Source organism: Microbacterium sp. B35-30, assembly GCF_010634855.1.
GTDB lineage: Bacteria > Actinomycetota > Actinomycetes > Actinomycetales > Microbacteriaceae > Microbacterium.
In genome coordinates this window covers 39138-63340 of sequence record NZ_MWLQ01000020.1, presented here as the reverse complement: position 1 = coordinate 63340, position 24203 = coordinate 39138, and the positions used below count along the sequence as shown (strand labels likewise).

The 24203-nt window shown below is 70.8% G+C and carries 18 protein-coding genes and 1 pseudogene; 12 read left to right on the top strand and 7 right to left on the bottom strand.

Annotated elements, in window-relative coordinates:
- From B2K11_RS20475 to B2K11_RS12135, 7 genes and pseudogenes are all read left to right on the top strand, one after another.
- Nucleotides 1-223, top strand: a pseudogene (locus B2K11_RS20475) (hypothetical protein); the annotation flags it as partial.
- 155 nt (nucleotides 224-378) lie between these two features.
- Nucleotides 379-1176 (top strand): inositol monophosphatase family protein, encoded by a 798-nt coding sequence (locus tag B2K11_RS12160; RefSeq protein ID WP_239525995.1) that lies wholly within the window; start codon nucleotides 379-381, stop codon nucleotides 1174-1176.
- The gene (locus B2K11_RS12155; protein WP_163618549.1) at nucleotides 1173-1817 is read left to right on the top strand and encodes a class I SAM-dependent methyltransferase; all 645 of its coding nucleotides are present in this window, start codon (nucleotides 1173-1175) and stop codon (nucleotides 1815-1817) included. The genes B2K11_RS12160 and B2K11_RS12155 overlap by 4 nt, the downstream gene beginning before the upstream one ends.
- 132 nt (nucleotides 1818-1949) lie before the next feature.
- A complete protein-coding gene (locus B2K11_RS12150) occupies nucleotides 1950-2489 on the top strand; it encodes a hypothetical protein (protein ID WP_163618548.1) in 540 nt (179 codons plus the stop codon).
- Complete coding sequence (locus B2K11_RS12145; RefSeq protein ID WP_163618547.1) at nucleotides 2486-2743, top strand: hypothetical protein; 258 nt, start codon at nucleotides 2486-2488, stop codon at nucleotides 2741-2743. The genes B2K11_RS12150 and B2K11_RS12145 overlap by 4 nt, the downstream gene beginning before the upstream one ends.
- The gene (locus B2K11_RS12140) at nucleotides 2740-3777 is read left to right on the top strand and encodes a LacI family DNA-binding transcriptional regulator (protein ID WP_239525994.1); all 1038 of its coding nucleotides are present in this window, start codon (nucleotides 2740-2742) and stop codon (nucleotides 3775-3777) included. The genes B2K11_RS12145 and B2K11_RS12140 overlap by 4 nt, the downstream gene beginning before the upstream one ends.
- Nucleotides 3774-4652 (top strand): aminoglycoside phosphotransferase family protein, encoded by an 879-nt coding sequence (locus B2K11_RS12135; RefSeq protein ID WP_239525993.1) that lies wholly within the window; start codon nucleotides 3774-3776, stop codon nucleotides 4650-4652. Before B2K11_RS12140 ends, B2K11_RS12135 begins: the two co-directional genes overlap by 4 nt.
- Nucleotides 4653-4764: 112 nt before the next feature.
- On the opposite strand, the gene B2K11_RS12130 is transcribed toward B2K11_RS12135, so the two are convergent.
- Both B2K11_RS12130 and B2K11_RS12125 read right to left on the bottom strand, forming a co-directional pair.
- Entirely contained in the window at nucleotides 4765-5784 is a 1020-nt protein-coding gene (locus B2K11_RS12130; protein WP_163618544.1) for a zinc-dependent alcohol dehydrogenase family protein, read from the bottom strand.
- A gap of 53 nt (nucleotides 5785-5837) precedes the next feature.
- A complete protein-coding gene (locus tag B2K11_RS12125) occupies nucleotides 5838-7085 on the bottom strand; it encodes a multidrug effflux MFS transporter (RefSeq protein WP_163618543.1) in 1248 nt (415 codons plus the stop codon).
- 100 nt (nucleotides 7086-7185) lie between these two features.
- On the opposite strand from B2K11_RS12125, the gene B2K11_RS12120 reads away from it, so the two are divergent.
- The gene (locus tag B2K11_RS12120) at nucleotides 7186-8094 is read left to right on the top strand and encodes a helix-turn-helix transcriptional regulator (protein WP_163618542.1); all 909 of its coding nucleotides are present in this window, start codon (nucleotides 7186-7188) and stop codon (nucleotides 8092-8094) included.
- Here the strand turns inward: B2K11_RS12120 and B2K11_RS12115 are convergent.
- Together B2K11_RS12115 and B2K11_RS12110 are read right to left on the bottom strand one after the other, a co-directional pair.
- Nucleotides 8070-8702 carry an FMN-binding negative transcriptional regulator gene (locus B2K11_RS12115; RefSeq protein WP_163618541.1) on the bottom strand — a complete coding sequence of 211 codons (633 nt, stop codon included), beginning with the start codon at nucleotides 8700-8702 and terminating at the stop codon, nucleotides 8070-8072. The genes B2K11_RS12120 and B2K11_RS12115 overlap by 25 nt on opposite strands.
- Nucleotides 8702-9625 carry an EamA family transporter gene (locus tag B2K11_RS12110; RefSeq protein ID WP_163618540.1) on the bottom strand — a complete coding sequence of 308 codons (924 nt, stop codon included), beginning with the start codon at nucleotides 9623-9625 and terminating at the stop codon, nucleotides 8702-8704. The genes B2K11_RS12115 and B2K11_RS12110 overlap by 1 nt, the downstream gene beginning before the upstream one ends.
- On the opposite strand from B2K11_RS12110, the gene B2K11_RS12105 reads away from it, so the two are divergent.
- Nucleotides 9624-11036, top strand: a complete 1413-nt coding sequence (locus B2K11_RS12105; protein WP_163618539.1) for a PLP-dependent aminotransferase family protein — start codon at nucleotides 9624-9626, stop codon at nucleotides 11034-11036. The genes B2K11_RS12110 and B2K11_RS12105 overlap by 2 nt on opposite strands.
- 250 nt (nucleotides 11037-11286) lie before the next feature.
- Here the strand turns inward: B2K11_RS12105 and B2K11_RS12100 are convergent, their stop codons facing one another.
- Nucleotides 11287-16755, bottom strand: coding sequence for a family 16 glycoside hydrolase (locus B2K11_RS12100; RefSeq protein WP_163618538.1), 5469 nt, complete (start codon nucleotides 16753-16755; stop codon nucleotides 11287-11289).
- A 201-nt stretch (nucleotides 16756-16956) separates the two neighbouring features.
- On the opposite strand from B2K11_RS12100, the gene B2K11_RS12095 reads away from it, so the two are divergent.
- The 3 genes from B2K11_RS12095 to B2K11_RS12085 are packed head-to-tail and all read left to right on the top strand — an operon-like array spanning nucleotide 16957 to nucleotide 20433.
- Entirely contained in the window at nucleotides 16957-18063 is a 1107-nt protein-coding gene (locus B2K11_RS12095; RefSeq protein WP_163618537.1) for a substrate-binding domain-containing protein, read from the top strand.
- A 43-nt stretch (nucleotides 18064-18106) separates the two neighbouring features.
- Entirely contained in the window at nucleotides 18107-18748 is a 642-nt protein-coding gene (locus B2K11_RS12090) for a TetR/AcrR family transcriptional regulator (protein ID WP_163618536.1), read from the top strand.
- A complete protein-coding gene (locus B2K11_RS12085) occupies nucleotides 18745-20433 on the top strand; it encodes an MDR family MFS transporter (protein ID WP_163618535.1) in 1689 nt (562 codons plus the stop codon). Before B2K11_RS12090 ends, B2K11_RS12085 begins: the two co-directional genes overlap by 4 nt.
- Nucleotides 20434-20449: 16 nt before the next feature.
- Here B2K11_RS12085 and B2K11_RS12080 read toward each other — a convergent pair whose 3' ends face one another.
- Both B2K11_RS12080 and B2K11_RS12075 read right to left on the bottom strand, forming a co-directional pair.
- Complete coding sequence (locus B2K11_RS12080; protein WP_163618534.1) at nucleotides 20450-21268, bottom strand: isocitrate lyase/phosphoenolpyruvate mutase family protein; 819 nt, start codon at nucleotides 21266-21268, stop codon at nucleotides 20450-20452.
- Between the two features lie 154 nt (nucleotides 21269-21422).
- Nucleotides 21423-24185 carry a TIM barrel protein gene (locus B2K11_RS12075; RefSeq protein WP_163618533.1) on the bottom strand — a complete coding sequence of 921 codons (2763 nt, stop codon included), beginning with the start codon at nucleotides 24183-24185 and terminating at the stop codon, nucleotides 21423-21425.
- Nucleotides 24186-24203 lie beyond the last annotated feature (18 nt).

Here is a 24203-nt window from a genome sequence, read left to right as displayed (position 1 = left end):
CCACCACGTCCTGAAACACGTCACACCCTGGACCGTCGAACAGACCACCCCCGGCGTGCTCGTCTGGACCAGCCCCACCGGCCGCCCACACACCGACCGACCCGAACCCGCCATCCGCTTCGTCCCCGACGACCACGCGCAACGCCGACGACAGATGATGCGCGAACCCTGGCTGTTCACCGACCACAACCCACCCGGTTCGCCAGACGGCCCACCCTTCTGAGCGCTCCCACTGGAGCTGCTCACACCCCGCCGGTGCGCAGTGCGCGCGCGCCGAGGAACCGCGGGTGAGGTACGTGCTTGACTGAACCGGTGATGGGATCCGCACCTACTGACGCAGGTTCTTCAGACGCAAGTTCTTCCGACGCACATGTCGCGATGCTCGCCGCCTTGGCAGGTGCGGAGGTGGCGCGAGCCCGCTACGGAAGCGCTGCCGAGCGCACGGATAAGGACGGTGTCGACTTCACAACGGCGGCCGACATTGAGGCGGAACGCGCGATCCGCGCGGTGCTGACACGGCATCGGCCCGATGACGCCATCGTCGGCGAGGAGCTCGGCAGCGACGGCGAGTCCTCGCGTCGCTGGCTCGTCGATCCGATCTGCGGAACCCTCAACTTCGCGGCGGGCGTCCCCCTCTTCGGCGTCAACGTGGCTTTGGAGATCGACGGCTCGACCACTGCTGCCGCCGTCGCGGATCCGGCGGCCGGATGCGTGTTCTGGACGGACGGCGTCGACGCATGGCGGTGCCAGGCGCTGGGGGATGGAGCGGGTCAGGACGACACCGCGCTCACGCCGACAGCGTCGTCCCGCCTCGTCGCGCTCAACCTCGAACGGCGTCTTCCTGATCGGATGGGTCTCCCGCTGTTGGCGGACCCGGTCTTCCGCGCGCGGTTCCGACCACAGTGCCTCTCGACGACGCTCGCCCTCGCGTGGGTGGCGACGGGACAGCAAGCGGGCTACGTCACCGGCGGAGAGCTGGAGGGGAACGTTCATTGGGCCGCGGGAATCGCGCTCTGCCGTGCGGCGGGCGTGGTCCTCACCAACCTCGACGGCGGAGAACTCCACACGGGCGTGCAGGGTCTGGTGGCGGCCGCCGATCCCGAGACCCACCGGTTTCTGCTCGCGTCGTTGGATTCCGGTCGAACCGGAACGGCGCCGGCAGCGAGTGCCGCATGACCTCGGCCGACGTCGAGCGCACGCGCACCGCCTACGACGAGGTGGCAGCGAGCTATGCCGCGATGCTGCCCGACACACGGTACGAGGCGGCCCCCGAGCTCGCGATGGTGCAGCACTTCGTCGAGGGGCTCGAGTCTCGGCCGGCGGCAGTGCTCGACGCCGGCTGCGGCACCGGGCGCATGATCTCGCACCTGTTGACGCTGGACCCGGAGCTCGTGATCGCGGGCAGCGATCTCTCTCCGGCGATGCTCGCCGAGGCCAGGTCGCGGCATCCGGAACTCGAACTCGTCGCCGCGGACAACGCCGAGCTGCCCTTCGCCGATGAGCCGTTCGACGGCGTGCTGGCCTGGTATTCGACGATCCACACCCCGCCGCACCGGCTGGGGGTGGTGTATGCCGAGTTCCGGCGCGTGCTGCGCCCCGGCGGGCTGCTCCTTCTCGGTTTCCAGGCGGGCACCGGACAGCGCCGGCTCGACAAGCCGTACGGGCACGACGTCGACCTGATCGCCTACCTTCACCACACGCCGTACGTGCGGGAGGCCCTGCGCCAGGCGGGTTTCCGCGTGACAGCGGTGCTCGACCGGGAGCCCCGCGCGACGGAGAAGCACCCGCAGGGCGCCGTGCTCGCCGAACGCCTGTGAGGTCGGGCTATCTCCAAGCACCGCTGACATGGCGAGGTGCGCCGAGCGTCTCTGACATGGGGACGTGCGCCGAACGCCTCTGACATCTCCTCACTTGAAGCGCCTGGGAACGTTGTCACATAGACTGAGGACATGAGTTCCACTCCCTCGCTGACGAGTGACTCCGGTCGACGGACCGTTCACGGAGCCGGCTATTCGCTCTCTTGGCGCACCGGCCCCCGCGGCGTGGTGACCTCCCCGGATCTGGAACTGAGTGACGGCGGCGGCGCCCGCTGGATGCAGATCTGCGCGCTGTCCAGCGCGCACACCGTCAAGCCCGACGCCCTCGTCATCACCCACACCGTGCACCCCTCGTTCGGCGACGTCACCGACATGGTGCGCACGAACGACGTCCTCGAGCACGACGTCACCGGCCGGCCGGTGTCGGTCGCGGCGCAGCTTCGCGCACGGTTCGAGATCGTCTCGGGGGTGCTTCCCGGGTATCCGGTCGACACCGACCAGTGGCCGATGCCCAACCGCGCCGAGTGGCTCGACTACGCAGAGACGCAGGCGGGGCTCGGCGTTCCCGCGCTCTATTACCTCGAGCATGTGCGCGACGGTGAGCCGATCGACCTCGAGCACCTCTCGCTCATCGGCCGCACCTGGGACGAGTACCGGAAGAGACTGGAATGAGCGTGACGGCGGTCGCGCGCGGACCCTCCGGGCAGACCGCACGGCTGCTCCCCTACCGTCGCCGCGCCGTCGCGGGCGAATCGGCGGCCTATACGGTGCGCATGCGCAACCCGCTGCCCCAGCCGGCGCGCGCCGGGATCACGCCCCTCCTCCCGCTAGGCTGGCGCTCGTCCGGGCAAGAGTTCGAGATAGTCCTCGGACCCGGCGAGGAGTCCTCTGTGCAGCTGACCGTGACCGTGACGGAGGAGTGGTGACCGAACGGGGTGCCCCGTTCGCGCGCCCGACCATCCGCGAGGTCGCCGGCGCCGCCGGGGTCTCGCGCTCCACCGCCTCCCGGGCGATGTCGGGCAACGGCTACGTGGCCCCGGAGGTGCGCGAACGCGTGCGTGCGGTCGCGAAGGAACTCGGCTACGTGGTCGACGTCACCGCGCGCGCACTCAAGCAGCGCACCAGCCGCTCGGTCGGCGTCCTCGTCTCGGACCTGCGCAACGTCTTCTACGCCGAACTCGCCTCGGGCATCGGCGAAGAGGCACGCGCGCACGGCCGCACCCTTGTGATGGTCGACCTGCGCGGCGACAGCGCCGACGAGCTCGCGGCCGCCGAGGAGCTGGTGGCGTCCCGTGTGTCGGGCGTCATCGCGACGCCGGTCTCGCGCGAGCTGAGCGGCTTCCTCAGCCGCATCGGCGTGCCCCTCATCGAGGTCGTCCGTCGGTTCGACGCCGAAGAGAGCGACGCCGTCGTCGTCGACAACCGGGCGGCGGCGCACGACACCACGATGCGGCTGCTGGCCGCCGGCCATGAGCGGATCGCCCTGTTGATCGACGAGACCGAGTGGACCACCGGCGAGGAGCACCAGCAGGGATATCTCGACGCGCTGGCGGCACGCCGGGTGCGCGTGGACGAGTCGCTGATCGTGCAGGCCGGGTGGGATGCCGACGAGGCCCAGGCCGCGGCCGAGCGCATCCTGTCGCGCGCCGATCGTCCGACCGCGGTCTTCGCGGCCAACAACGTGCTCACCGAGGGGACCTGGCGCGCCGCGGCGGCACTGGGCCTCGGCATCCCGTCGGATGTGAGTCTGGCGGGCTTCGACGACGCCCCGTGGATGAGCATGGTGCAGCCGGGCGTCTCGACCAGATATCAGGATGCCGGAGCCCTCGGCGCGACCGCGATGCGGACGCTGCTCGAACGCATCGAGGACCCCCATGCGCCGGTGCGGACCATCGTGATGCCGACCCGCTTCGTCGACCGCGGATCGATCACCGCGCCCCGGAAATGGACGACGGCGTGACGGTACCTGTCGAGGCGTCGCGCATCGACGAGGAGCTCGTCCGCGGGCTGATCGCTGCGCAGTTCCCCGAGTGGCGCGACCTTCCGCTCCGCCCGGTGCGCAACGGCGGGAACGACCATCGCATCTTCCGGCTGGGCGACCGCCTCAGCGTCCGGCTGCCGAGCGCGCCCGACTACGTGCCGCAGGTGCGCAAGGAGCAGCGGTGGCTGCCTCGCCTCGCGCCCGCGGTGCCGCTGCCGATCCCCGCGGTCGAGGGGATCGGCGAGCCGAGCGACCTGTTCCCCGCACCGTGGTCGGTGTATGGCTGGATGGCCGGGGAGCCGGCATCCGTCACGCCCGTCGCCGACTGGGCGCGCTTCGCCGCCGACCTCGCGGCCTTCCTGATGCGCCTCGGCGAGGCGGACGCGACGGATGCCCCAGCCCCGGGCCTGCACAGCGCCTTCCGCGGCGGGCCGCTCGAGCACTGGGACGACGAGATGGGTGACCTGCTCTTCCGCGTGCACGGCCGGGAGCGGGATCTCGCGACGGGGATCTGGCGGGATGCGCTTGCGGCGCCGTTCACCGCGCCCCCGCGGTGGTTCCACGGCGACGTCTCGCTCAATAATCTGCTGGTGCGGGGCGCCGAGCTCGCCGCCGTCATCGACTTCGGCTGCGCGGGCGCCGGCGACCCCGCGTGCGACACGGTGTTCCGCTGGACGTCGACGCAGGCGGCTGCGCGCGAGCAGTTCCGCACGGACTATGCCGTCGACGAGGCGACGTGGGCGCGCGGTCGCGGGTGGGCTCTGTGGAAGGGGCTCATCATGATCACGAACAAGCCGCCGGGCCAGGCGGAGTTCGCACGCCACGTGCTGGATCGTCTCTTCGCCGAGGCCTGAGCCGCCGGCCCCGTCAGCGACGGCCCCGTCGTGACCGCGGAGCCCGCCCCGATGTGACCGGACCGGAGCGGCGCCCTGCCGGCCGTTCTCTCGCCGGCCGGCAGAGCTGGGCTCAGACCGTCAGGAGCACCTTCGTCGCACGACGCTCGTCCATCGCCCGGTAGCCCTCCGCCGCCTCTTCGAGCGGCAGGGAGAGGTCGAACACCTTACCGGGGTCGATCCTGCGGTCCCAGATGAGCTGGATCAGCTCCGGCAGGAACCGGCGCACCGGCGCCGGGCCGCCGTGCAGGTGCACGCCGGAGAAGAAGAGCTCGAGCCCGTCGAGCGCGACGTCGTGCGAGACGCCGACATACCCGACGTGCCCACCCGCACGCGTCGCGCGGATGGCCTGCATCATCGACTCCTGCGTGCCGACGGCTTCGATGACGCTGTGCGCGCCGTAGCCGCCGGTCAGCTCCTTGATCTTCGCCACGCCCTCGTCGCCGCGCTCCTCGACGATGTCGGTCGCGCCGAACTCGCGGGCGAGCGCCTGCCGGTCGGCGTGGCGGCTCATCGCGATGATCCGCTCGGCGCCGAGGTGCTTCGCGGCCAGGATGCCGAGCAGCCCGACCGCGCCGTCCCCGACGACCGCGACGGTCTTGCCGGGGCCCGCCTCGGCCGCGACGGCGGCGAACCAGCCGGTGCCGAGCACGTCGGATGCCGCCAGCAGCGACGGGATGAGCTCGGCGTCGGGCATGCCGGGGGTGGCCACGAGGGTGCCGTCCGCCATCGGGATGCGGGCGTACTCGGACTGCGTGCCGATCACGCCCATCGGGTACGCGTGGATGCACCGCGACTGGTACCCGGCCTGGCAGATCTCGCAGGTGTTGTCGGATGCGAAGAACGAGCCGACGACGAAGTCGCCGACCTTCACGTCCTTCACCTGATCGCCGATCTCGGTGACGACGCCGACGTACTCGTGCCCCATCGGCGTGTGGTCGACCGCGTCGTCTCCGCGGTACGGCCAGAGGTCCGATCCGCAGATGCACGAGGCCGCGAGGCGGATGATCGCGTCGGTCGGCTCGATGATCGTGGGGTCGTCCCGCTCTTCGACCCGGACGTCGCCGGGCGCGTACATGACGACTGCGCGCATGTGGGTTCTCCTTCTTCTCGGGGGTGCAGTTCTCGGGGTTCTGCGTGGGGTTTTCAGATCACGGATGCCGCGACCGTTGCCTGTTCCGCGTTCGAGGCGGGGCGTCGGCGACGGGCGAGGGCGAGGAACGCGACCGCCGAGAGGCCGACCGCGACAACGGTGACGAGTCCGAGCGGCAGGATGCTCGCGGCACCTGCGACACCGACCAGAGGAGCGGCGATCCCGCCCAGTCCGAAGCGCACCATGCCCAGCAGCGACGACGCGGTGCCCGCCATCTGCGGGTAGTCGACGAGGGCGAGCGTGGTCGCCGGCGGAGAGGTGATCGCCACGCCGACGGCGAGCGCGAAGAGCGAGACGACCACGACCCACAGCGGCATCGGCGTGAGCCCCGCGACGAGCAGCCCCGCAGCGCCGACGCCGGCGACGACGATGCCCGCGATGAGTGTGCCGCGCACGCTCCAGCGCTCGGCGAGCCGCCCGGCGACGTAGCCGAACACCATGAAGCCGGCGGAGTTGAGGCCGAACGCGAGCGCGTAGCCGAGCGGGCTCAGCCCGTAGATGTCCTGCAGCACGAAGGTCGACCCCGCCAGGTACGCGAAGAGCGCCGCGTAGAGGAAGCCCTGGTTGAGCACGGCGCCGAGGAACGGGGCATCCGTCACGAGGGTCCGGTAGTCGCGCAGCGTCTGGGCCCATCCGCCGTACGTGCGCCGGTCGGGCGGCAGTGTCTCGGGGAAGGCGATAAGTGCGATGACGAGGATGCCGCCGCCGAGGACGGCGAGGAAGGCGAACAGTCCGCGCCAGTCGGTGACGGAGGTGAGCAGCCCGCCGAGGAGGGGGCCGATGATCGCGGCAAGGCCGCCGGCGACGGTCAGCCGGCCGTAGAAGCGGATGAGCGCGCCGCCGGAGTACACGTCGCGGCCCGCGGCCTGCGCGATGACGATGCCGACGCCGCCGGCGAGACCCTGCACGAAGCGGGCGAGGATGAGCGTCTCGACCGTCGGGGTCGCGGCGCAGAGCGCCGACGTGGCGATGTACGCGACGATGCCGATCAGGAGGATGCCGCGACGACCGAAGCGGTCCGAGAGCGGGCCGGCGAGGAGCTGTCCGGCGGCGAGTCCCACGAGGCACGCCGTCACCGTGAGCTGTGCGACCGAGGTCGATGCGCCGAGGTCGGTCGTGAGCGCCGGCAGCGCCGGCAGGTAGAGGTCCATCGAGATCGGCCCGAACACCGTCAGCAGGAGCAGCAGCGTCGGCAGCAGGCGCGTGAGTGCGGGACGCAGCGCGGCGGCGGATTCGGTCATGCATCGAGCATCGCGGGAGTGCGACCGCCGGGGGAGTTCCTGATGAGACGTGTATTGACAAGGCACCCCTCGCGCGCCGGAGCCGATCTAGCCTTCTCGTATGGACAATCGAGCCGAGGTCCGCGAGTTCCTGATGAGTCGCCGCGCCCGCGTCACGCCCGACGCCGCCGGCATCGCCGCGGGGCCGGGCCGCCGGGTCGCCGGGCTGCGCCGGGGCGAGGTGGCGATCCTGGCAGGCGTCAGCGTGGAGTATTACGCCAAGCTCGAGCGGGGCGCCATCGCCGGCGCATCGGCGTCGGTGCTCGACGCCATCGCGCGCGCCCTGCAGCTCGACGACGCGGAGCGCTCACACCTGCTCGACCTCGCCCGCGCGGCCGACGGCATCCCCACCAGCGGTCGGCCGCGCCGTCGCGGCGGCCGGGCGGCGGCCGCACGGCCCAGCCTGCAGTGGGCGCTCGCGTCGATCACCGACGGGATCGCGTTCGTCCGCGACCCGCGCCAGAACCTCCTCGCCACGAACGAGCTGGGCCGCGCGTTCTACTCCCCCGTCATCGGCGACGGCGGCCGCGTGCCGAACCTCGCGCGCTTCCAGTTCCTGGATCCGGCGGCCCGGGAGTTCTACCCGGACTGGGATCGGTTCGCCGAGATGTGCGTCGGGGTGATGAGGGCCGAGGCCGGCCGCGATCCGCACGACCCGGCCATGCAGGAACTCGTCGGCGAGCTGTCGACGCGCAGCGAGACCTTCCGCCGGCTCTGGGCGGCGCACGACGTCCGCACGCACGGCGCGGGCACGAAGCGCTTCCACCACCCGGTCGTCGGCGAGCTCACCCTCGCCTACGAGGAGCTCGCGCTCACCGCCGAGCCCGGCCACGTCATGCTCATCTACACGGCCGAGCCCGGCTCGCCCTCCGCCGAGCGCCTGCGCCTGCTCGCGTCGTGGGCGGCGACGCACCCGCGACCCGACGAGACGGCGGCCGGCGTCGGTCAGCTCGCAATCGAGGGCGCCTGAGAGGCGGGCAAGGGCGCGACGTCCCGCATCGCCTCAGCGAGCGCGGGATTGTGCGGGGCGAGGTGGTCCGTGATGTTCTCGCGCACCTCCGCGGGCTTGTTCTGGCTGAGCTTGGCCCGGGCATCGAACCGCGTGACGCGCAGACGCAGGCCGACCGTGCCCTTCGCGATGCGGCGCGTGCCGGCCTCGTCCTCGTCGAGGCTGCGGCCGTGCGGATGCCCCGCCTCGAAGTGGTCGGTCAGCCGCGAGAGCATCGCGTAGTTCGCCTCCTCGGTGAGGATCTCCGGCGTGCCGTACAGGTGTGCGGTGACGTGATTCCAGGTCGGGACGAGGTCGCCGGGCGCGTACCAGCTCGGCGACACGTAGTCGTGCGGCCCTTGGATGATCACGAGCATCTCGTGCCGGCCGAGCTCGTGCAGCTCGTCGTCGGGCCGGCCGAAGTGACTGACCACGACGATGTCGTCGGTCTCCTCGTCGAGGAGCACCGGGTAGTGGGACGCGACCAGCCCATCGGCCGTGTGCGAGACGAAGGTCGCCCACGGGTGGCGGCGGATGAGCTCCTTGACCTGCTCGGGGTCGGTCATGAGATAGCGCGGCGTGTGTCGCATCAGGGTTCCTTTCTGGTGAGGCGGGTGCGGACGGCAAGGCCCGCGCAGGCGATGACGGCGAGCCCGCCGAGCAGCGTCGGCAGTCCGATCCGCTCGTGCAGGAAGAGGGCTGACCACAGGATGCCGAGCACGGGCTGGATCAGCTGCACCTGGCTGACCTGCGCGATGGGGCCGATCGCCAGCCCGCGATACCAGGCGAAGAAGCCCAGGAACATGCTGACCACCGCAAGGTAGGCGAACGCCGCCCACTCGACCGGCGTGGCAGCCGGCGGCTGCTGGACGACCGCCACGATCGTCGCGACGATCATCAGCGGCGCGGCCAGCACGAGTGCCCACGACACCGTCTGCCACGCGCCCAGCTCTCGGGCGAGCAGACCGCCCTCCGCGTAGCCCATGGCACAGAGGAGCACCGCCAAGAACAGCAGCAGGTCGGCCTCGTGCAGCTCTCCGAGACCGCCGTTCTGCAGCGATGCGAAGGTCATGGCCGCCACGGCGCCGAGGCCCGCGAACACCCAGAACGAAGTGGCCGGGCGCTCCTTGCCCCGCAGCACCGCCATCACTGCGGTCGCGGCGGGAAGGAGGCCGATCACGACGACGGCGTGGTTCGCCGGCACCGAGAGCAGCGCGTACGACGTCAGGAGCGGGAAGCCCACCACGACGCCGGCTGCGACGACGGCGAGGCGCGCCCACTGGACCGCGTTCGGCCAGTGCTGCCGGGTGAGCGAGAGCGCGAGGGCTGCGAGGGCCGCGGCGACCACGGCGCGGCCGGCTCCGATGAAGAGCGGCGACAGACCGCCGACGGCGACGCGCGTGAACGGCAGCGTGAACGAGAAGGCGACGATGCCGACGAAGCCCCATCCCAGGCCCGCCAACCGCGGTAGCACCGGCGCATCCGAGAGAGTAGCGCTACTCTGTTGTGTCATGAGTCAGGATAGCACCACGCGCATCGCGGTCGGTCTCCGCGCCTGGATCGCAGCCGCCCCGCCGGGAGCGCGACTCCCGTCCAACCGGGCGCTGGTCGCCGAGTACTCGGCGAGCCCGGTCACCGTGCAGAAGGCCATGCGCACGCTCATCGACGCCGGCCTGGTCGAGAGCCGGCCCGGCATCGGCACGTTCGTGCGGGCGGTCCGGTCGGCACGGCCCGCCGACTACGGCTGGCAGGCGGGAGCGCTCGGTGCGCCCCCGGCACGGCTGTCGGTGCTCTCGTCGACGCAGCGGTCGGTCGCACCCGATGCCATCGGCCTGCACTCCGGGTATCCGGCATCCGATCTCCTTCCGGAGCGTGCGGTGCGGGCCGCGATCTCCCGCGCGGCGCGCTCGAGCGCGGCGATCACCCGCTCGCCCGTGACGGGCATGCCCGAGCTGCAGGAGTGGTTCGCCCACGAGCTGGCCGCGAGCGCTCCCGCCGGCATCACGCCGCCCGCCGCACGGGACGTGCTGGTGATCTCGGGCAGCCAGAGCGGCCTGTCGTCGATCTTCCGCGCGGTCGTGGGGCCGGGGCAGCCGCTGCTCATCGAGTCGCCGACATACTGGGGTGCCATGCTCGCGGCCGAGCAGGCGGGCGTCATCCTGGTTCCCGTGCCGACCGGTGCCGACGGTCCGGATCCGGACGAGGTCGACCGGGCGCTGGAGCGTACCGGCGCACGGGCGTTCTACGCGCAGCCGACGTTTGCCAACCCGACCGGCGGGCAGTGGACGGCAGAGACCGCCGACGCCGTCCTCGAGGTCGTCCGCCGGCGAGGCGCCTTCCTCGTGGAGGACGACTGGGCGCATGATCTGGCGATCGACGCCGACCCTCGCCCCGTCGCCGCACACGACGACGACGGCCACGTCATCTACCTGCGCTCGCTCACCAAGAGCGTGTCGCCGGCGCTGCGCGTGGCATCCGTCATCGCTCGGGGACCGGCGCGCGAGCGCATCCTCACCGATCGCGCCGCCGAGTCGATGTACGTCAGCGGACTGCTGCAGGCCGCAGCCCTCGATGTCGTCACGCAGCCCGCGTGGCGCACCCACCTGAAGAGCCTGCGCCCGCAGCTGAGGGCGCGGCGCGACCTGCTGCGCGACAGCGTGCGCGAGCACGCGCCGACTGCCCACATCGAGACGACGCCGAAGGGCGGCCTCAACCTCTGGGCACGACTGCCGGACGGCACGGATGCCGCACTCGTCGTTCGCGAGGCCGAGGCGCGGGGGCTCATCATCGCCGCCGGAGACGAGTGGTTCCCGGCCGAGCCCTCTGGGCCCTACGTGCGCCTGAACTACTCGAGCGACGACCCCCGGCGATTCCCGGATGCCGCGCGGATCCTCGGCGAGACGCTCGACAGCGTCACAGGCTGAGCCCGGCCCGCGGTCGTTGAGCGAGTGAGGAACGAGCGAGACGAAACGCCCCGAGCCGGGCGCCGCGGGTCGGCCCGACGCGTTTCGTCTCGGTCGCTGGCGCTCCCTCGCTCAACGACCGATATGCACATCCCCCGGTCGTTGAGCGAGCGAGGAACGAGCGAGACGAAACGCCCCGAGCCTCCGCAGAGCCCCGGGCGCGCTTCGTCTCGCTTCTCCCGCTCAACCGCCGATGAACGGCATCCGTCTCCTACTTCGTCACGGTCACCTTGAGGGGCGCGCTCACCGTCGTGCCGGCGGCGTTCGTGAACTCCACCGTGTAGGTGTACGTGCCCTTCGCCTTGCCGGTGATCGGCAGCGTCGCGCGCTGCGCGTCGGGCGAGGCCGCGGTCAGCGCCCCGGCTCCGACCTCCGCGCCATTCTCGAGGAACCGGTAGGACGTGGCGTTCGTGCCCCACCACAGGTCGGCCGTGACCACGTACTTGCCGTCGCCGTCCTTGTTGTCGGCCGACAGCACGGGCTTGCCGGGCGACGCATCGGTGACCTTGACGGTGAGCGGCGCGGTCGCCGTCGTGCCCTTCGAGTTCACCAGCTCTCCCGTGAAAACGTAGGTGCCGTTCGGAAGGCCCTCGATGTCGACGACCGCGCGCTGCGCGCCGGGCGTCATCATCGTGAGCGGCACCTTGGCGACGAGCTCGCCGTCGCGGTAGAGCTTGAACAGCGACCCGTTCTCGCCCCACCACAGGTTCATCGTGACCTGGAAGGTGCCGTCCTCGAGGCCGGTGTCCCAACCGTCGTTCGACGAGAGCGCGCCCTTGCCCGGCGCCGTCTTCGCGCCGTCGTCGGACGGCACCTCCGGCAGGGTGACGGATGCCGTCGCCGCCGACCGCTCGCCCTCACCGATGGCGTTCACGCCCGCGACCTCGTACGCGTGCGTGGTGCCGAGCTCCAGCGCCTTCACGGTGCAGGTCGTGCCGCTCGTCTCGCACACCGGGTCGGTGCCGCCCGCCTCGTACACGCGGTACCCGCTGAATCCCGGTCCGGTGAGGGCCGAGGCATCCCACGAGACCGTGATCGAGGTGTCGCCGGCACGGGTGGCCGTCGCGTTCTGCGGCGCGCCCGGCAGCGTCTGGTCGGCGACCGCGAGCCACGAGATGACCGGCTTCTCGCTGCCGGCGCCCTCGTTGGTGACGAGGTAGTCGACGGTGGCCGGAGCGGTCAGCGTGAAGGTGAGCGGAGCGGCGATCGGCGTGTTCGAGCCCGACAGCGGCACGGTGCCCTTCGCGAGCTCGGTTCCCGCGACCGACACCGTCTGGTACATCGCGCGGTTCACGCCCCACCACTCGGTGAACCCACCGGTGAGCGTGTAGGTGCCCGCGTCGAGCGGCAGCCGGTAGACGAGCTTCGTCGTGTCCTGGTACAGACCCGTCGAGTACTTGTCGTTGATGTCGGTGGTGCCCTTCGTCTTCATGCCGTCGGCGATGTGGCCCCACTGGTCGGCGGCCGTCGAGACCTGGTCGACCTTGTCGTTGCGCAGCGCCACCGAGCCGGCGACCGCCGTGTACTGCGGCGAGGCCGCACCGCTGGTGCCCGCGTCGATGTAGTACACCAGCGCCGGAGGAACGATCTCGAAGCCGGCGACGACAGCCTGATCGGAGTCGGTCAGGCGACCCGTCACGGTGAGCTTCGCGTACTCGGCGCGCGGCTGCGCGGCGGATGCGGCATCCCACTCCACGGCTCGCTCGGTGCCCGCGACGACGACCGTCTCGGGCAGCTCGTCGTCGACGCCCAGGGCGCCCTGCACTCCGAGATCACGCGGCAGGCTCTGCACGTACACCAGCGCGAGGCGGGCGTTGTAGCCGCTCGTGCCCGTCGTGCCGAACTCGAGGTCCACCACCGCGTCGGCATCGATCGTGAGCTTCTGCGCGACGGGTGTGGCCGAGCCCGTCGACACGGCGGTCTTGGTGGTCTCGGTGCCGGCGACCTTCACCTTGGAATACACGTTGGTCGTCAGGCCCGCACGCGGCGCCTGCACGCCGACGATGTTGTACGAGCCGGCCGGCAGCGTCAGGTGGTAGGTGATCGGCTTGTTGAAGTCCGCGCCGACGTACGACGAGGCCCAGTCCTGCGGGTTGCCGGCAGCCAGCGTCGTCGCGGCGGTGGAGTAGCCCCACGTCTCGCCGGCCGCTGCGCCGTCCCACTTCTGGTCGCTCGTGTCGTTGAGCAGCTCCGGGAAGGATGCCGCGGCCGCGGCGTAGACCGATCCGTCCGGGGCACCCGAGGCGCCCGAGTCGATGAAGTACTCCAGGTCGGCCGGCACCACGAGCACCGTGGCGCTGAAGCGCTGGTACACCCCGGACGAGAGCTTCTCGGTCGAACGGCCGGTCGCGGCGAACGTGCCGAGCTCAGCCGTGGTCTTCGCTGCGGCGACGGAGCCGAGGCTCCACGTGACCTTCGCCTGCACACCGGCGAGCGTGAGCTCGGCCGGCAGCGCGCGATCGGTCGAGGTGATCGACACCACACCGAGGTTGAGCACGTCGGCACTGACGTCCTTGGGCGTCAGGCCGTCGGCCGCCGCCGTCAGGCGAGCGGCGAGCGCCGCCGAGCCCTCGGCATCGAGGCCGTACGCCACCGGGTCGGCGACGGCCGACTCCGCGTCGGCGAGCACCGCCGCGAACACGGCCCACGTCTCGGCGCTGTACTCGCTCTCGTCGAGACCCTTCACGGTGTCGATCGCGGCGGTGAGCGCCGCGGTGTCCACCGCGGCGGAATCCGCAGTCGCGGTGATCACGCCCACCGCGTCGACGTTGATCGACGCATCGTTGGCGGTCTTGATGACGACGGTGTGCGCGGCGTCCTCGAGCCCGCGCAGCATGAACGTCGTCTTCTCGCTGCCCGCCGCAAACGTCGGGGCTGCTGCCGCCACGGTGACGCCGTCGACGATCACGTCGAGGGTCGTCGCTCCGTTGTTCGTGCCGATGATGTCGAGGCCGGTGCCGGTGAACGAGTACGTCATCGCCGCGCCCTTGGCGGTGCTCTTCGACGCCGTCCGCTGCCACTCGAACATGCCCTGCCCGTTCACGTGGCTCCAGCTCGCATCGAACTTCAGCACCGGGACGGAGCGGTCGTCCCAGCTGGTCTGGTGCATGCCGTCGATGATCGTCGCGTAGTACGGCGTGTAGCCGGGCACGGTCTCGACCTTCAGGTTGTCGAACTGCACGAAGCTGAAACTCGCACCCAGCTGGATCCGTCCGGCGGCCTGCGGTGCGGCATCCGTGTACGTCGCGACCTGCACACCGTTGACGAGCGCCGTGTAGACGTTGCCGGCGACCTTCACCGCGATGTTGTTCCAGACGCCCGCGCCGGTCTTGAAAGCGACGGCCGGGGTGCCGGCGACGCTGCCGCTCGACAGCGTCGCGCCGTAGCGCATGAAGGTCCAGGCACCGGCCGGGTCGACCCGCAGCTCGGCGGCCGAGACGCTCTGCCCATTGGCCGTGCCGCCCTGCTCACGGGCGCCGATGGTCGCGTACTGCGATCCGGTCGCCTCGAAGAGCACGTCGGACGAGACGGTGTAGTTCGCCCAGCGCGCGTCGCCGATCGTGGTCTTGGGATCGCCGGCGTTCCACGCGCCGCCCGCCATACCCGGGCCCACCTGCTGGCGCAGCACCCGGTCGTGTGCGGCATCCCCTTCTCCACCGGAATACACCGTCGCGACCGACTCGAACGCGCCGTTCGTGTCGTTCGTGTAGCGGGGGGTCGCGCCGTAGTCCTCGCTCTGGACCGCGGGCGTACCTGCAGGCTTCGCCTCGGCGCCGCGGCTGCCGAGGAACGTCTCGCCGGTGTCGACGAGCTGGCCCGTCGCCGGGTCGTAGCCCTTGATCGTGCCGGCTTCGGCGTAGTCGAAGTCGTCGGCGTAGATGAACGCGTCGTCGGTCACGCCGTTGACGTTTCCGCTCGCGTCGGTGTCGAGCACATCCCGGCCGCCCTCGGCGTCGGTGTACTCCTTCGACGTCGGCAGCGAGCTGCCGTAGCCGTCCTTCGCGGTGAGCTCGCCACCCGCCCCTGCGGTCGCGTGGTCGAGCGTGGTGAACGTGAGCGCCGACCACGGCTTGACCGTGACGGTGTACGAGCCGTCGGCCGCGGGCGCGACCTCGCCGACCGGCTTCAGGTAGTTGGCGTCGTAGGATTCGCCGTCGTCGGCGGCGCGCGTCTCCCACAGCTCGGCCGTCTGGTCGGAGCCGAGGTTCAGCCCGTTCGGGACGACGCGATAGGTCTTGGTGAAGCTCGAGTCGTTGATGACCACCGTCGAGAAGTCCGAGGCGTCGGGCGCGGCCAGCGTCGTGTACGACGCCCCGCCCGCACGCGCGCCACTCGGCGGGTTGCCGGTGCCGAGCTCGCTCTTCGATGCCTGCGGGATCGCCCGCCAGATTCCGGCGGTGTTGTCGGCGTTCTCCCACCCGAGCTTCGCGAACTGCGTGAACTGCTCGATCACGGCGAGGCCGCCGTCGTAGTACATCCAGCCCGACCACGGGTCGCGGGCGTTGACGAGCTCCTTCGACGAGTACTGGAACCCGTCGTAGAACGACCCGATCGCCGGCTGGAAGATGTTGAGAGTACGTCGCGAGGCCGAGAAGCCGGTCGTGACCCAGTTGCCCATCTCGAGCGCGCTGTTCGTGCCGCCGAACTGCGTGCCGAAGCCGCCCTGCTCGTTGCTCGCGTTGTTGTTCGGGCGGTCGGCCGAGCTCGAGAAGGTCGACTGTCCCTCCGAGTTCCAGACCTCCTGGTCGAGCTGCTCGGCGATCTTCTTCATGTTGCCGGCGCTGTCGTCGGCACTCGAGTAGTGGAACCCGACCACGTCGACGGCGTCGCGCAGCGACGAGTCCGTGGGGGACGTCATCGCGTTGCCGAACGAGACCGGGGGTGTGCCGACCGTGTCGGCGGCGACGGTGCGGATGGCGCGGAAGAGGCTCTTCTCCTCCTCCGACGCGAAGCCGTTGTTCGGGTCGGCGGCGCTCGCGCCCTCGTACCCGGCGGCGTCGTTCGCGACCCAGCCGGAGAAGGTCTTGTAGAGCGGGATGTTGGGGTTGCTGGTCTCGTTGGTGTCGGGGTTGATCGAGTCGACCATCACGCCGAACTCGCGGTACGCCGCGATCACGGTGTTCTTGAACCAGATGTACTGGTCGGCGTCGTTCGCCACCCACGCCGGGCGGTTCCAGCGGAGGATGCTGACGTGGATGTCGCCGTGGGCCACGAGCTGCGCGTCGGCGGCGAGCTGGAAGCCCGGTTCGCGGAGCACGTTCGGATACTCGTCGCGCGAGCGCATGGTCGACGCGTTCGGCCCCGTCGAGGTGTTGCGGTCGTTGCCCATCTCGATCTTGACCGTGTTCATGATCGGGTGGTCACCGCCGAACAGCGTCTCGATCAGCTCCCAGTACTTGTCGGGATGCTGCGACTTGTAGTCGAGGAGCAGCGCACTCGTCGAGTTCGCCGACAGCACGCCGAAGCCCTTGAACGTGAGCCCGTTCTTGTTCTGCGCTGCTGCGGCGACGTCGGCGCCGTTGACGTTGACGACGACCGGGTCGGTCACCGCCGCCTGGGCCATCGTCGGCACCGCCAGCGGTGACGCGATCAGCGCCGCCGTCACCGCGGCGGCGAGGCTGATCCGCAGGGATCGCGTGCTGCGACGAGGGGTGTTCCGGTCGTCCTTCGGACGAGGCATCCTTGCCTCCGACATCTGCGGTTCTCCGTTCCGGGGCTGCTTCCGCGCGCTCGAGGCCATGGGGTCGGCCGCGACGCACGAAGGGCACGACACCGTGCCCGCATCGAGATCCTCCATCGAGAGCGACGGATGCCGGAAGTCAATCGAACAGACTCGTTCATGCTTGAAGCGAATCGCACACAGTTGTACGCTGAGGCGATCATGGAGCCGCCCACGGACCCGCCTGCCTTCGGCCTGTCACGCCGCGAGCACATCCTCGATGAGCTGCGCCGGACCGGCTCGGTCCGGGTCACGGACCTCGCGCGGGAGCTCCGGGTGTCGGAACTCACCATCCGCCGCGACATCGGCCACCTCGCCGACCGCGGCCTCGTCACACGCGTCCATGGCGGCGCGACGCTGCGCAGCCGGCTCGACACGACGGTGCCCGCATCCGCCACCGGCGCGCCGATCCGGTTCCGGGTGGGCATGGTGGTGCCGTCGCTCAGCTACTACTGGCCGCACATCATCATCGGGGCGCGCGCTGCCGCCACGGAGCTCGGCGTCCAGCTCATCCTCCGCGGAGCGAGCTATTCGGTCGATGATCAGCGGCGCCAGATCTCGTCGCTCGTCGAATCGGGGAGCCTGCACGGGCTCATCGTGGCGCCCGAGACGCTCGGAGCCGACGGGCGGGCGCTGCTGCACTGGCTCGAAGCGCTGCCGATCCCCGTGGTGCTCGCCGAGCGCCGCGTGCCCTCCGCTCTCGCGCTCACGAAGCTCGAGTGGGTCACGACCGACCACGTCTTCGGCGGCTCGCTGGCAGCCGATCACCTGGCCTCGCTCGGACACCGGCGTGTCGGCATCCTGACCTCCGCCGGCTCCCCCACTTCGTGGCAGCTGCGGCGCGGCTGGGACCGTGCCGTGGCGGCGCTCGGCCTCGAGTGCCTCGTCGACGTCGATGCGACCCTCGACGCGCTCGACGGCGTCGCCCGCGAGGTGCTCATCGCCGAGCTTCTCGGACGGTGCCGCGAGACCGCGACGACCGCGCTGCTCATCCACAACGACCCCCAGGCTGTACTGCTGGAGCAGTACGCGCGCGACCACGGCTGGTCGATCCCCGACGACCTCGCGATCGTGGCGTACGACGACGAGGTGGCGGAGAGCGCCGAGCCCGCGATCACGGCACTCCGCCCGCCCAAGCAGCACGTCGGCCGGCTCGCGGTCGAGACGATGGTCGCGCGACTGGCCGAGGGCGGCCGGCGGCCGGTGCAGCGCGTGCACCTGCTGCCCGAGCTGCTGCCCCGCGACTCGACGGTGGGCCGGGCGACCTGATCAAAATTTGCACGCACGCCCCTAGAGTGCAAAACTGCATGACGTGACCGATAGTGCAGATGGACTCCGCGAGCGCCGACGCTCCGAGACCACGCGCACCCTCATCCGCTCTGCCCGCCGCTTCACCGCCGAGCGTGGTCTCGCCGGGTTCACCGTCGAGGAGCTCTGCGCCGAGGCTGCGGTGTCACGGCGCACGTTCTTCAACTACTTCGCCTCGAAGGACGACGCGGTGCTGGGCGTCCCTCTGGAGCGATCAGATGCCGCCGCCATCGCCCGCTTCCTCGCCCGCGGCTCGGACGGCCCCGGGCTCTCACCCAACCTGCTCACCGAGCTCGCGCTGCTCGCCGAGGAGCGCTGGCGCGCCCTCGACATCGCGCCCGACACGGTGCGTGACCTCTTCCGCGCGGTCGAGAAGGAGCCCCGCCTGCTCGCCCGCATGCTGGAACTCGGCGCCGAGGGCGAGCAGTTCGACGCGCGACTGATCGAGCAGCGCGAGAACCTGCCGTCGGGCGATCTGCGCGCGCAGGTCGCGTCCCACCTCGTCGGCGCACTGGTGCGCTCGGCGGCCGGCGAGTTCCTGAAGCCCGGCAACGACGACACCTTCATCGAGATCTTCGAGAGGCGCGTCGCCGCGGCACGCAGCCTCTTCGCCACACAGAACGCACTGATGGGAACCCCCGAATGACGACCGCCACGATCCCCACCGTCACGCCCGGTGGCGACGCACCCTTCCTGCTGACGCAGCGCCGCATCTGGATCATCTTCTCCGCCCTGATCGCGGGCATGCTGCTGTCGAGCCTCGACCAGACGATCGTCTCGACCGCGATGCCCACGATCGTCGGCGAGCTGGGCGGCGTCTCGCACCAGGTGTGGATCACGACCGCGTACATCCTCGCGACGACGATCGTCATGCCGATCTACGGCAAGTTCGGCGACGTGCTCGGCCGGCGCCGGCTGTTCATGGCGGCGATCGCGATCTTCACCCTGGCTTCGGTGGGCTGCGCCTTCGCGACCGACTTCTGGATGTTCGTGGTCTTCCGGGCCCTCCAGGGCGTCGGCGGTGGCGGACTCATGATCCTGTCGCAGGCGATCATCGCCGACATCGTGCCCGCCGACCAGCGCGGCAAGTACCTCGGCCCCATCGGCGGCATCTTCGGCCTCGCAGCCGTCGCCGGACCCCTTCTCGGCGGATTCTTCGTCGACCACCTCACCTGGCAGTGGGCGTTCTACATCAATATCCCGATCGGCATCGCAGCGTTCTTCGTCGCCGTGTTCGCCCTGAAGCTGCCGAACAAGAAGGCTGAGAAGCCCATCGACTGGCTGGGTGTGCTGTTCCTGTCGGCGGCGACGACCTGCCTCATCTTCTTCACCGACTTCGGCGGCTCGGCCGACCACGGCTGGGAATCGACGGCGACGTGGGCGTGGGGCGCCGGTCTCGTCGCCTCCGCCGGGCTGTTCGTCTTCACCGAGTCGCGTGCGGCCGACCCGATCATGCCACTGTCGATGTTCCGCAACCCGATCTTCGTCAACGCCACCGCGATCGGCATGGCGATCGGCATCGGCATGTTCGCCGCGCTCGGCTTCGTGCCGACGTTCCTTCAGATGTCGTCAGGCACGTCGGCTGCGGCATCCGGTCTTCTCATGCTGCCGATGATGGTCGGCGTCATGGGCACGTCGATCGCCGCGGGTCTGCTCATCACGAAGACCGGCAAGTACAAGGTGTTCCCGATCATCGGCACGATCATCGTCGGCGTCGCGATGATCCTGATGACGACGCTGACGGCCTCGACCCCGATCTGGCTGATCTGCACCTACCTGTTCCTGTTCGGCGTCGGACTCGGCTGCATCATGCAGGTCGTCGTGCTCGTCGTGCAGAACGCCGTGCCCGCATCCGATCTCGGCACCGCCACGTCGACGAACAACTACTTCCGCGAGATGGGCGCCGCGCTCGGCATCGCCGTGTTCGGCACGCTGTTCACCACGCGTCTCACCGAGAACCTGACGACGGTGTTCACGGATGCCGGAGCAAGCCCCGAGCAGGCCGGAGAGGCGACCTCGACCATCGACCCGTCGGTGCTGAGCACGCTGCCCGACGCGGTGCGCACCGGAGTCGTCGACGCCTACGCCGACGCGCTGGCGCCGGTGTTCTGGTACCTGGTGCCGTTCATCGCCGTCGCGTTCATCCTGGCGCTCTTCCTCAAGGAGATCCCGCTGTCGGACGTCGCCGGGCTCGTCGCCCGTGGCGAGGCGATCGGCGGCGAAGAGGCCGAGCGCCTCGAAGCGGAGCAGCGCAGTGCGGTCGATCAGGGCGACGCGGCGCCGGAGCCCGGCGGCCGACGGCCGCGGCAGCGCGACCGCGCCGGCCGATAGTCGGGACGCGCGCGGCTCAGGCGCCGAAGCGGCGCTGCATCTCGGCATAGCCGAGGGCGCCGTCGAGGAAGCCGAGCGTGCCGGACTCCTTCAGTTCGCGTCCGGCGCGCTCGACGAGACTGAGTGCGGCGCGGGCGATGCTGCCGCCGACGCTCACCCGGGACACCCCGAGCCCGAACAGCGTGTGCGCCGGGATGACGTTCGAGGCGAGCCCGGCGACGACGTTGAGTGGTGCGGGGATGGCGTCCGCGAGGCGCCGGATGGTCTCCTCGTCGTTCACCCCCGGCACGAAGATGCAGTCCGCGCCGGCGCTGACGTACCGGCGGGCGCGCTCGACGGTCTCCTCGAACGGGTCGCCGGCGACACTGCCGAGGTAGGTGTCGGTGCGAGCGTTCAGCACGAAGGTGCCGGGCCGCGCCGCCGCCCGCGCCGCGGCCAGCCGCTGCACCGCTTCCTCGATACCGAAGAGCCGGCCGTCCTGGGCGTCCTCGATGTTCGCGCCCGCGACGCCCAGCCTCGCCGCCCGCGCCACGGTACGGCCGACCTCGGCCGGCGAGTCGCCGTAGCCCGCCTCGAGGTCGGCGCTGACCGGCACGCCGACCGCAGCCACGATCTCGGCGACCCGCTCGAACATGGTGTCGGGATCCAGCGCGTTCCCATCGGCGACGCCGCACGCCCAGGCGATTCCCGCACTCGTGGTCGCGATGGCGGGGAATCCCACCTGCTCGAGGATGCGGGCAGACCCCGCGTCCCACGCGTTGGGGATGATGAACCCGGGGCCGGCGTGCAGCACGAGCAGCGAGGTGGCCCGGCTCGTGAACCTGAGGTCGTCCATGGCTTCTCCCATCCGGGGTGCGGGCGTCAGACGGCGGGAGGCCGTCTCCGTTCCGGCACCGTATCAGCCGGGCGAGGCGGTGGCGCGGGGCCGGTACGCGGCGAGGAAGACCGCCGCGCCGGCGCCGGCGCGGGCGCGGGCGCCATCGGCAAAGTCAGACCTGAAACTGATCCTGATCACGACGACCGGGAAGCTCCGCGGCGTCGAGGTGGCGGCGAGCGGCGGCGATCGCGAGGCGGGCGTGCTCCTTCCCGCCGACCTGCGCGACGAGCGTCGCTCGCGGAATCTCGAGCGCGAACGGGAGACCGGCAGGGAGCGCATCGAGGATGCCGAGCATGTCGATGCCCCCCTCGCCCGGGAAGAGCCGCTCGAAGCGTGCGGTGTGGATCAACTCGGCAGTGGTCGCCGGGATCTCTGCGGGGGCGTCGCACACGTGCGCGTAGTGGAACCACTCGGGCGGAAGCTCCCGCAGATCCTCCACACTCGACCGTGAGCGGGCGAAGTGCAGCAGGTCGATGAGCAGGCCCGCATTCGGCTGATCCGCCGCTCGCAGGACGCGCGTCGCTTCCGCGAGGTCGGGCGTCTCCGTCCATGACGGAAACTCGAGGTCGATCGTGAGGCCCAGAGGAAGCGCCAGCTGACAGAGCTCCGAGAAGCGATCCGTCTTGCGGGCGAAGTCCGAGTCGGGCAGCTGGGCGATGACGTGGCGCGCTCCCAGTTCCGCACCCGCCTCGAGGAAGCGCAGGTAGTCGCGGGGGCTGTCGCCCGAGGTGATGCGCGCCAGTTCGATGTCGAGCACCTCCACCCCGGTCGCCGCGAGATGCGTCTTCGTCCTGCGCATCAGCGCCGGATCGTACGCCAGCGGGTAGTGGGGTTCCTGCGGGGTGACCTTGGTCATGCGCAGGCCGACGTAGCGGTATCCGGCGGCGGCCGCGGCATCCACCAGTTCCGGCGGCGACAGACTCAGCGCCGTGAGGTGGGCCAGCGAGTAGTCGTGACGATGCCCGACCGTCGACTCGGTCGGGTCGCTCGCCAGTGTGCGCATCCGCTGCCGGCGATGGGCGGCCATGCGCAGAGCGACGCTGCGCGGGTCGCCGAAGCCGTCGTAGCCGTGGATCCGCTGCACCACCTGGAAGAAGACCCGCGAGCCGAGCATCTCTGTGAAGAAGTGCAGGAACTCCCCCTGCGCGTCGCGGTCGTAGAGGATCGAGTTCTCGCGCAGCGCCGCGACGAACTCGGCGGGCAGCGCGAGCCGCGCCTCGAGGTCGTCGTAGTAGTTCGCGGGCATCTCGAGGATGGGCGCCCGGCGCTCGCGGACCGCCCTCGCGCAGGCGATGGCGTCATCCGTGGCGAAGGCCACCAGCTGCGGGCTCGTGACACCCGGCGACCAGTCGCCCCGCCGGAGCGGGTTCGTGCTGAGAGCGACGCGGACGCAGCCGTCCGGACCGCTGGCGGACCATGTGCGGATCAGGCCGAAGGGTGCGGTGATCTCCGTCAGCGGCCGGGGGACGAGGCCGAGCACGGAGTGGAAGAAGAGCGCGGACTGGTCGAAGTCGTCGATCGACTCGGTGACCGATACGTGGTCGATGCGAGTCAGGAGCGGTGACGCGTCGGCCCCGGCCGCCTCGGTCGGGGCCTCGATCGGCGCGAAATCCTCGATCCAGGGAGTGCCCCCGGTGGCGTCGCAGAAGAACAGCGCGGTGCCGTCCGGCGTCGCCACCGACGCGAGATCGGTCTCGTCCGGCGCCCGGCGACGGGCGAGCTTCGGCGCCAGCAGGCTCTCGGCCCGCCGCATCGACGCGGCGGCATCGGCCGTCTGCACCGCCAGGGCGCAGATCGCCGCAGTGGCGGGGGCGATGGAACGCTCCGGGGCGGAGTTGAGGAGCACGCGGGCCTCGCCCTGCTGCCACAGCTGCACCGGCTTGGAACGGTGCTCCCCGACGTGCGAGAAGCCCAGGCCGGCGAGGGCCCGCGAGACGAGCGGCCCCGAGACCTGGTCCACCGCGAGCTCGGCGAATGCGAAACCCTCGAGTCGGGGAGCCCGGGGCAGCTCGCCACCGGCGAGCGGAGCGGGCGCATCGTCGGGGTCGCGCGCGGCCACCGCCTCGGCCAGCGCCCGCATCGAGCGCATCGCATCGATGGCGGCGTGCCGGGGATCCTCCTGCTGATAGATGTCGTTGAAGACCTCGATCGCAATGGGCCCCGAGTAGCCCGTCGACAGCAGACGGCCGAGGAAGCCGGCGACATCGAGGGCGCCCTGGCCGGGGAACATCCGGTAGTGGAGGCTCCACTCCCGGACGTCCATGTCGAGACGGGGCGCGTCCGCCAGCTGGACGTGGAAGACCTTGTCGGCGCTCACTCGCGACACGGCGTTCGCGTCGTTGGCGGGCGAGAGGACGTGGAAGCTGTCGAGACAGAGCCCGAGTGCGGGGTGGTCGACCTCCTCGATGAGACGCCACGCGTGCTCGTACGTGCGAACCCGGCCCCACGGCACAGCCTCATACGCCAGGCGAACGCCGCTCTGCGCGGCCCGCTCGGCCAGAGCGTGCAGCTGCTCCGCCGTCAGGCCGTCGTCATCGACGCCGTCGTCCGTCCTCGACGAACAGCACACCAGCACGCCGGCCCCGAGTTCGGAGAGCAGCTCGAACTTGCGCTCGGCGCGGCGGAGGGCAGCACCGAAACGGTCCGGCGGAACCGTCTCGACGTGGAACGGCTGATAGACCTCGACCGAGAGGCCGAGGTCCGTGGCCTCCCGGGCCACCCGCCCGGGAGACCACGTCGACATGATGAGGTCGTACTCGAGCATCTCGATGCCCGAGAAGCCGGCCGCGGCCGCGGCACGGAGCTTGTCCTCGATCGTGCCCGACAGGCACACGGTCGAGATCGACACGTCCAGCACGCGCTGTGCCGGGCTCATGATCGGCGTGCGGTGTAC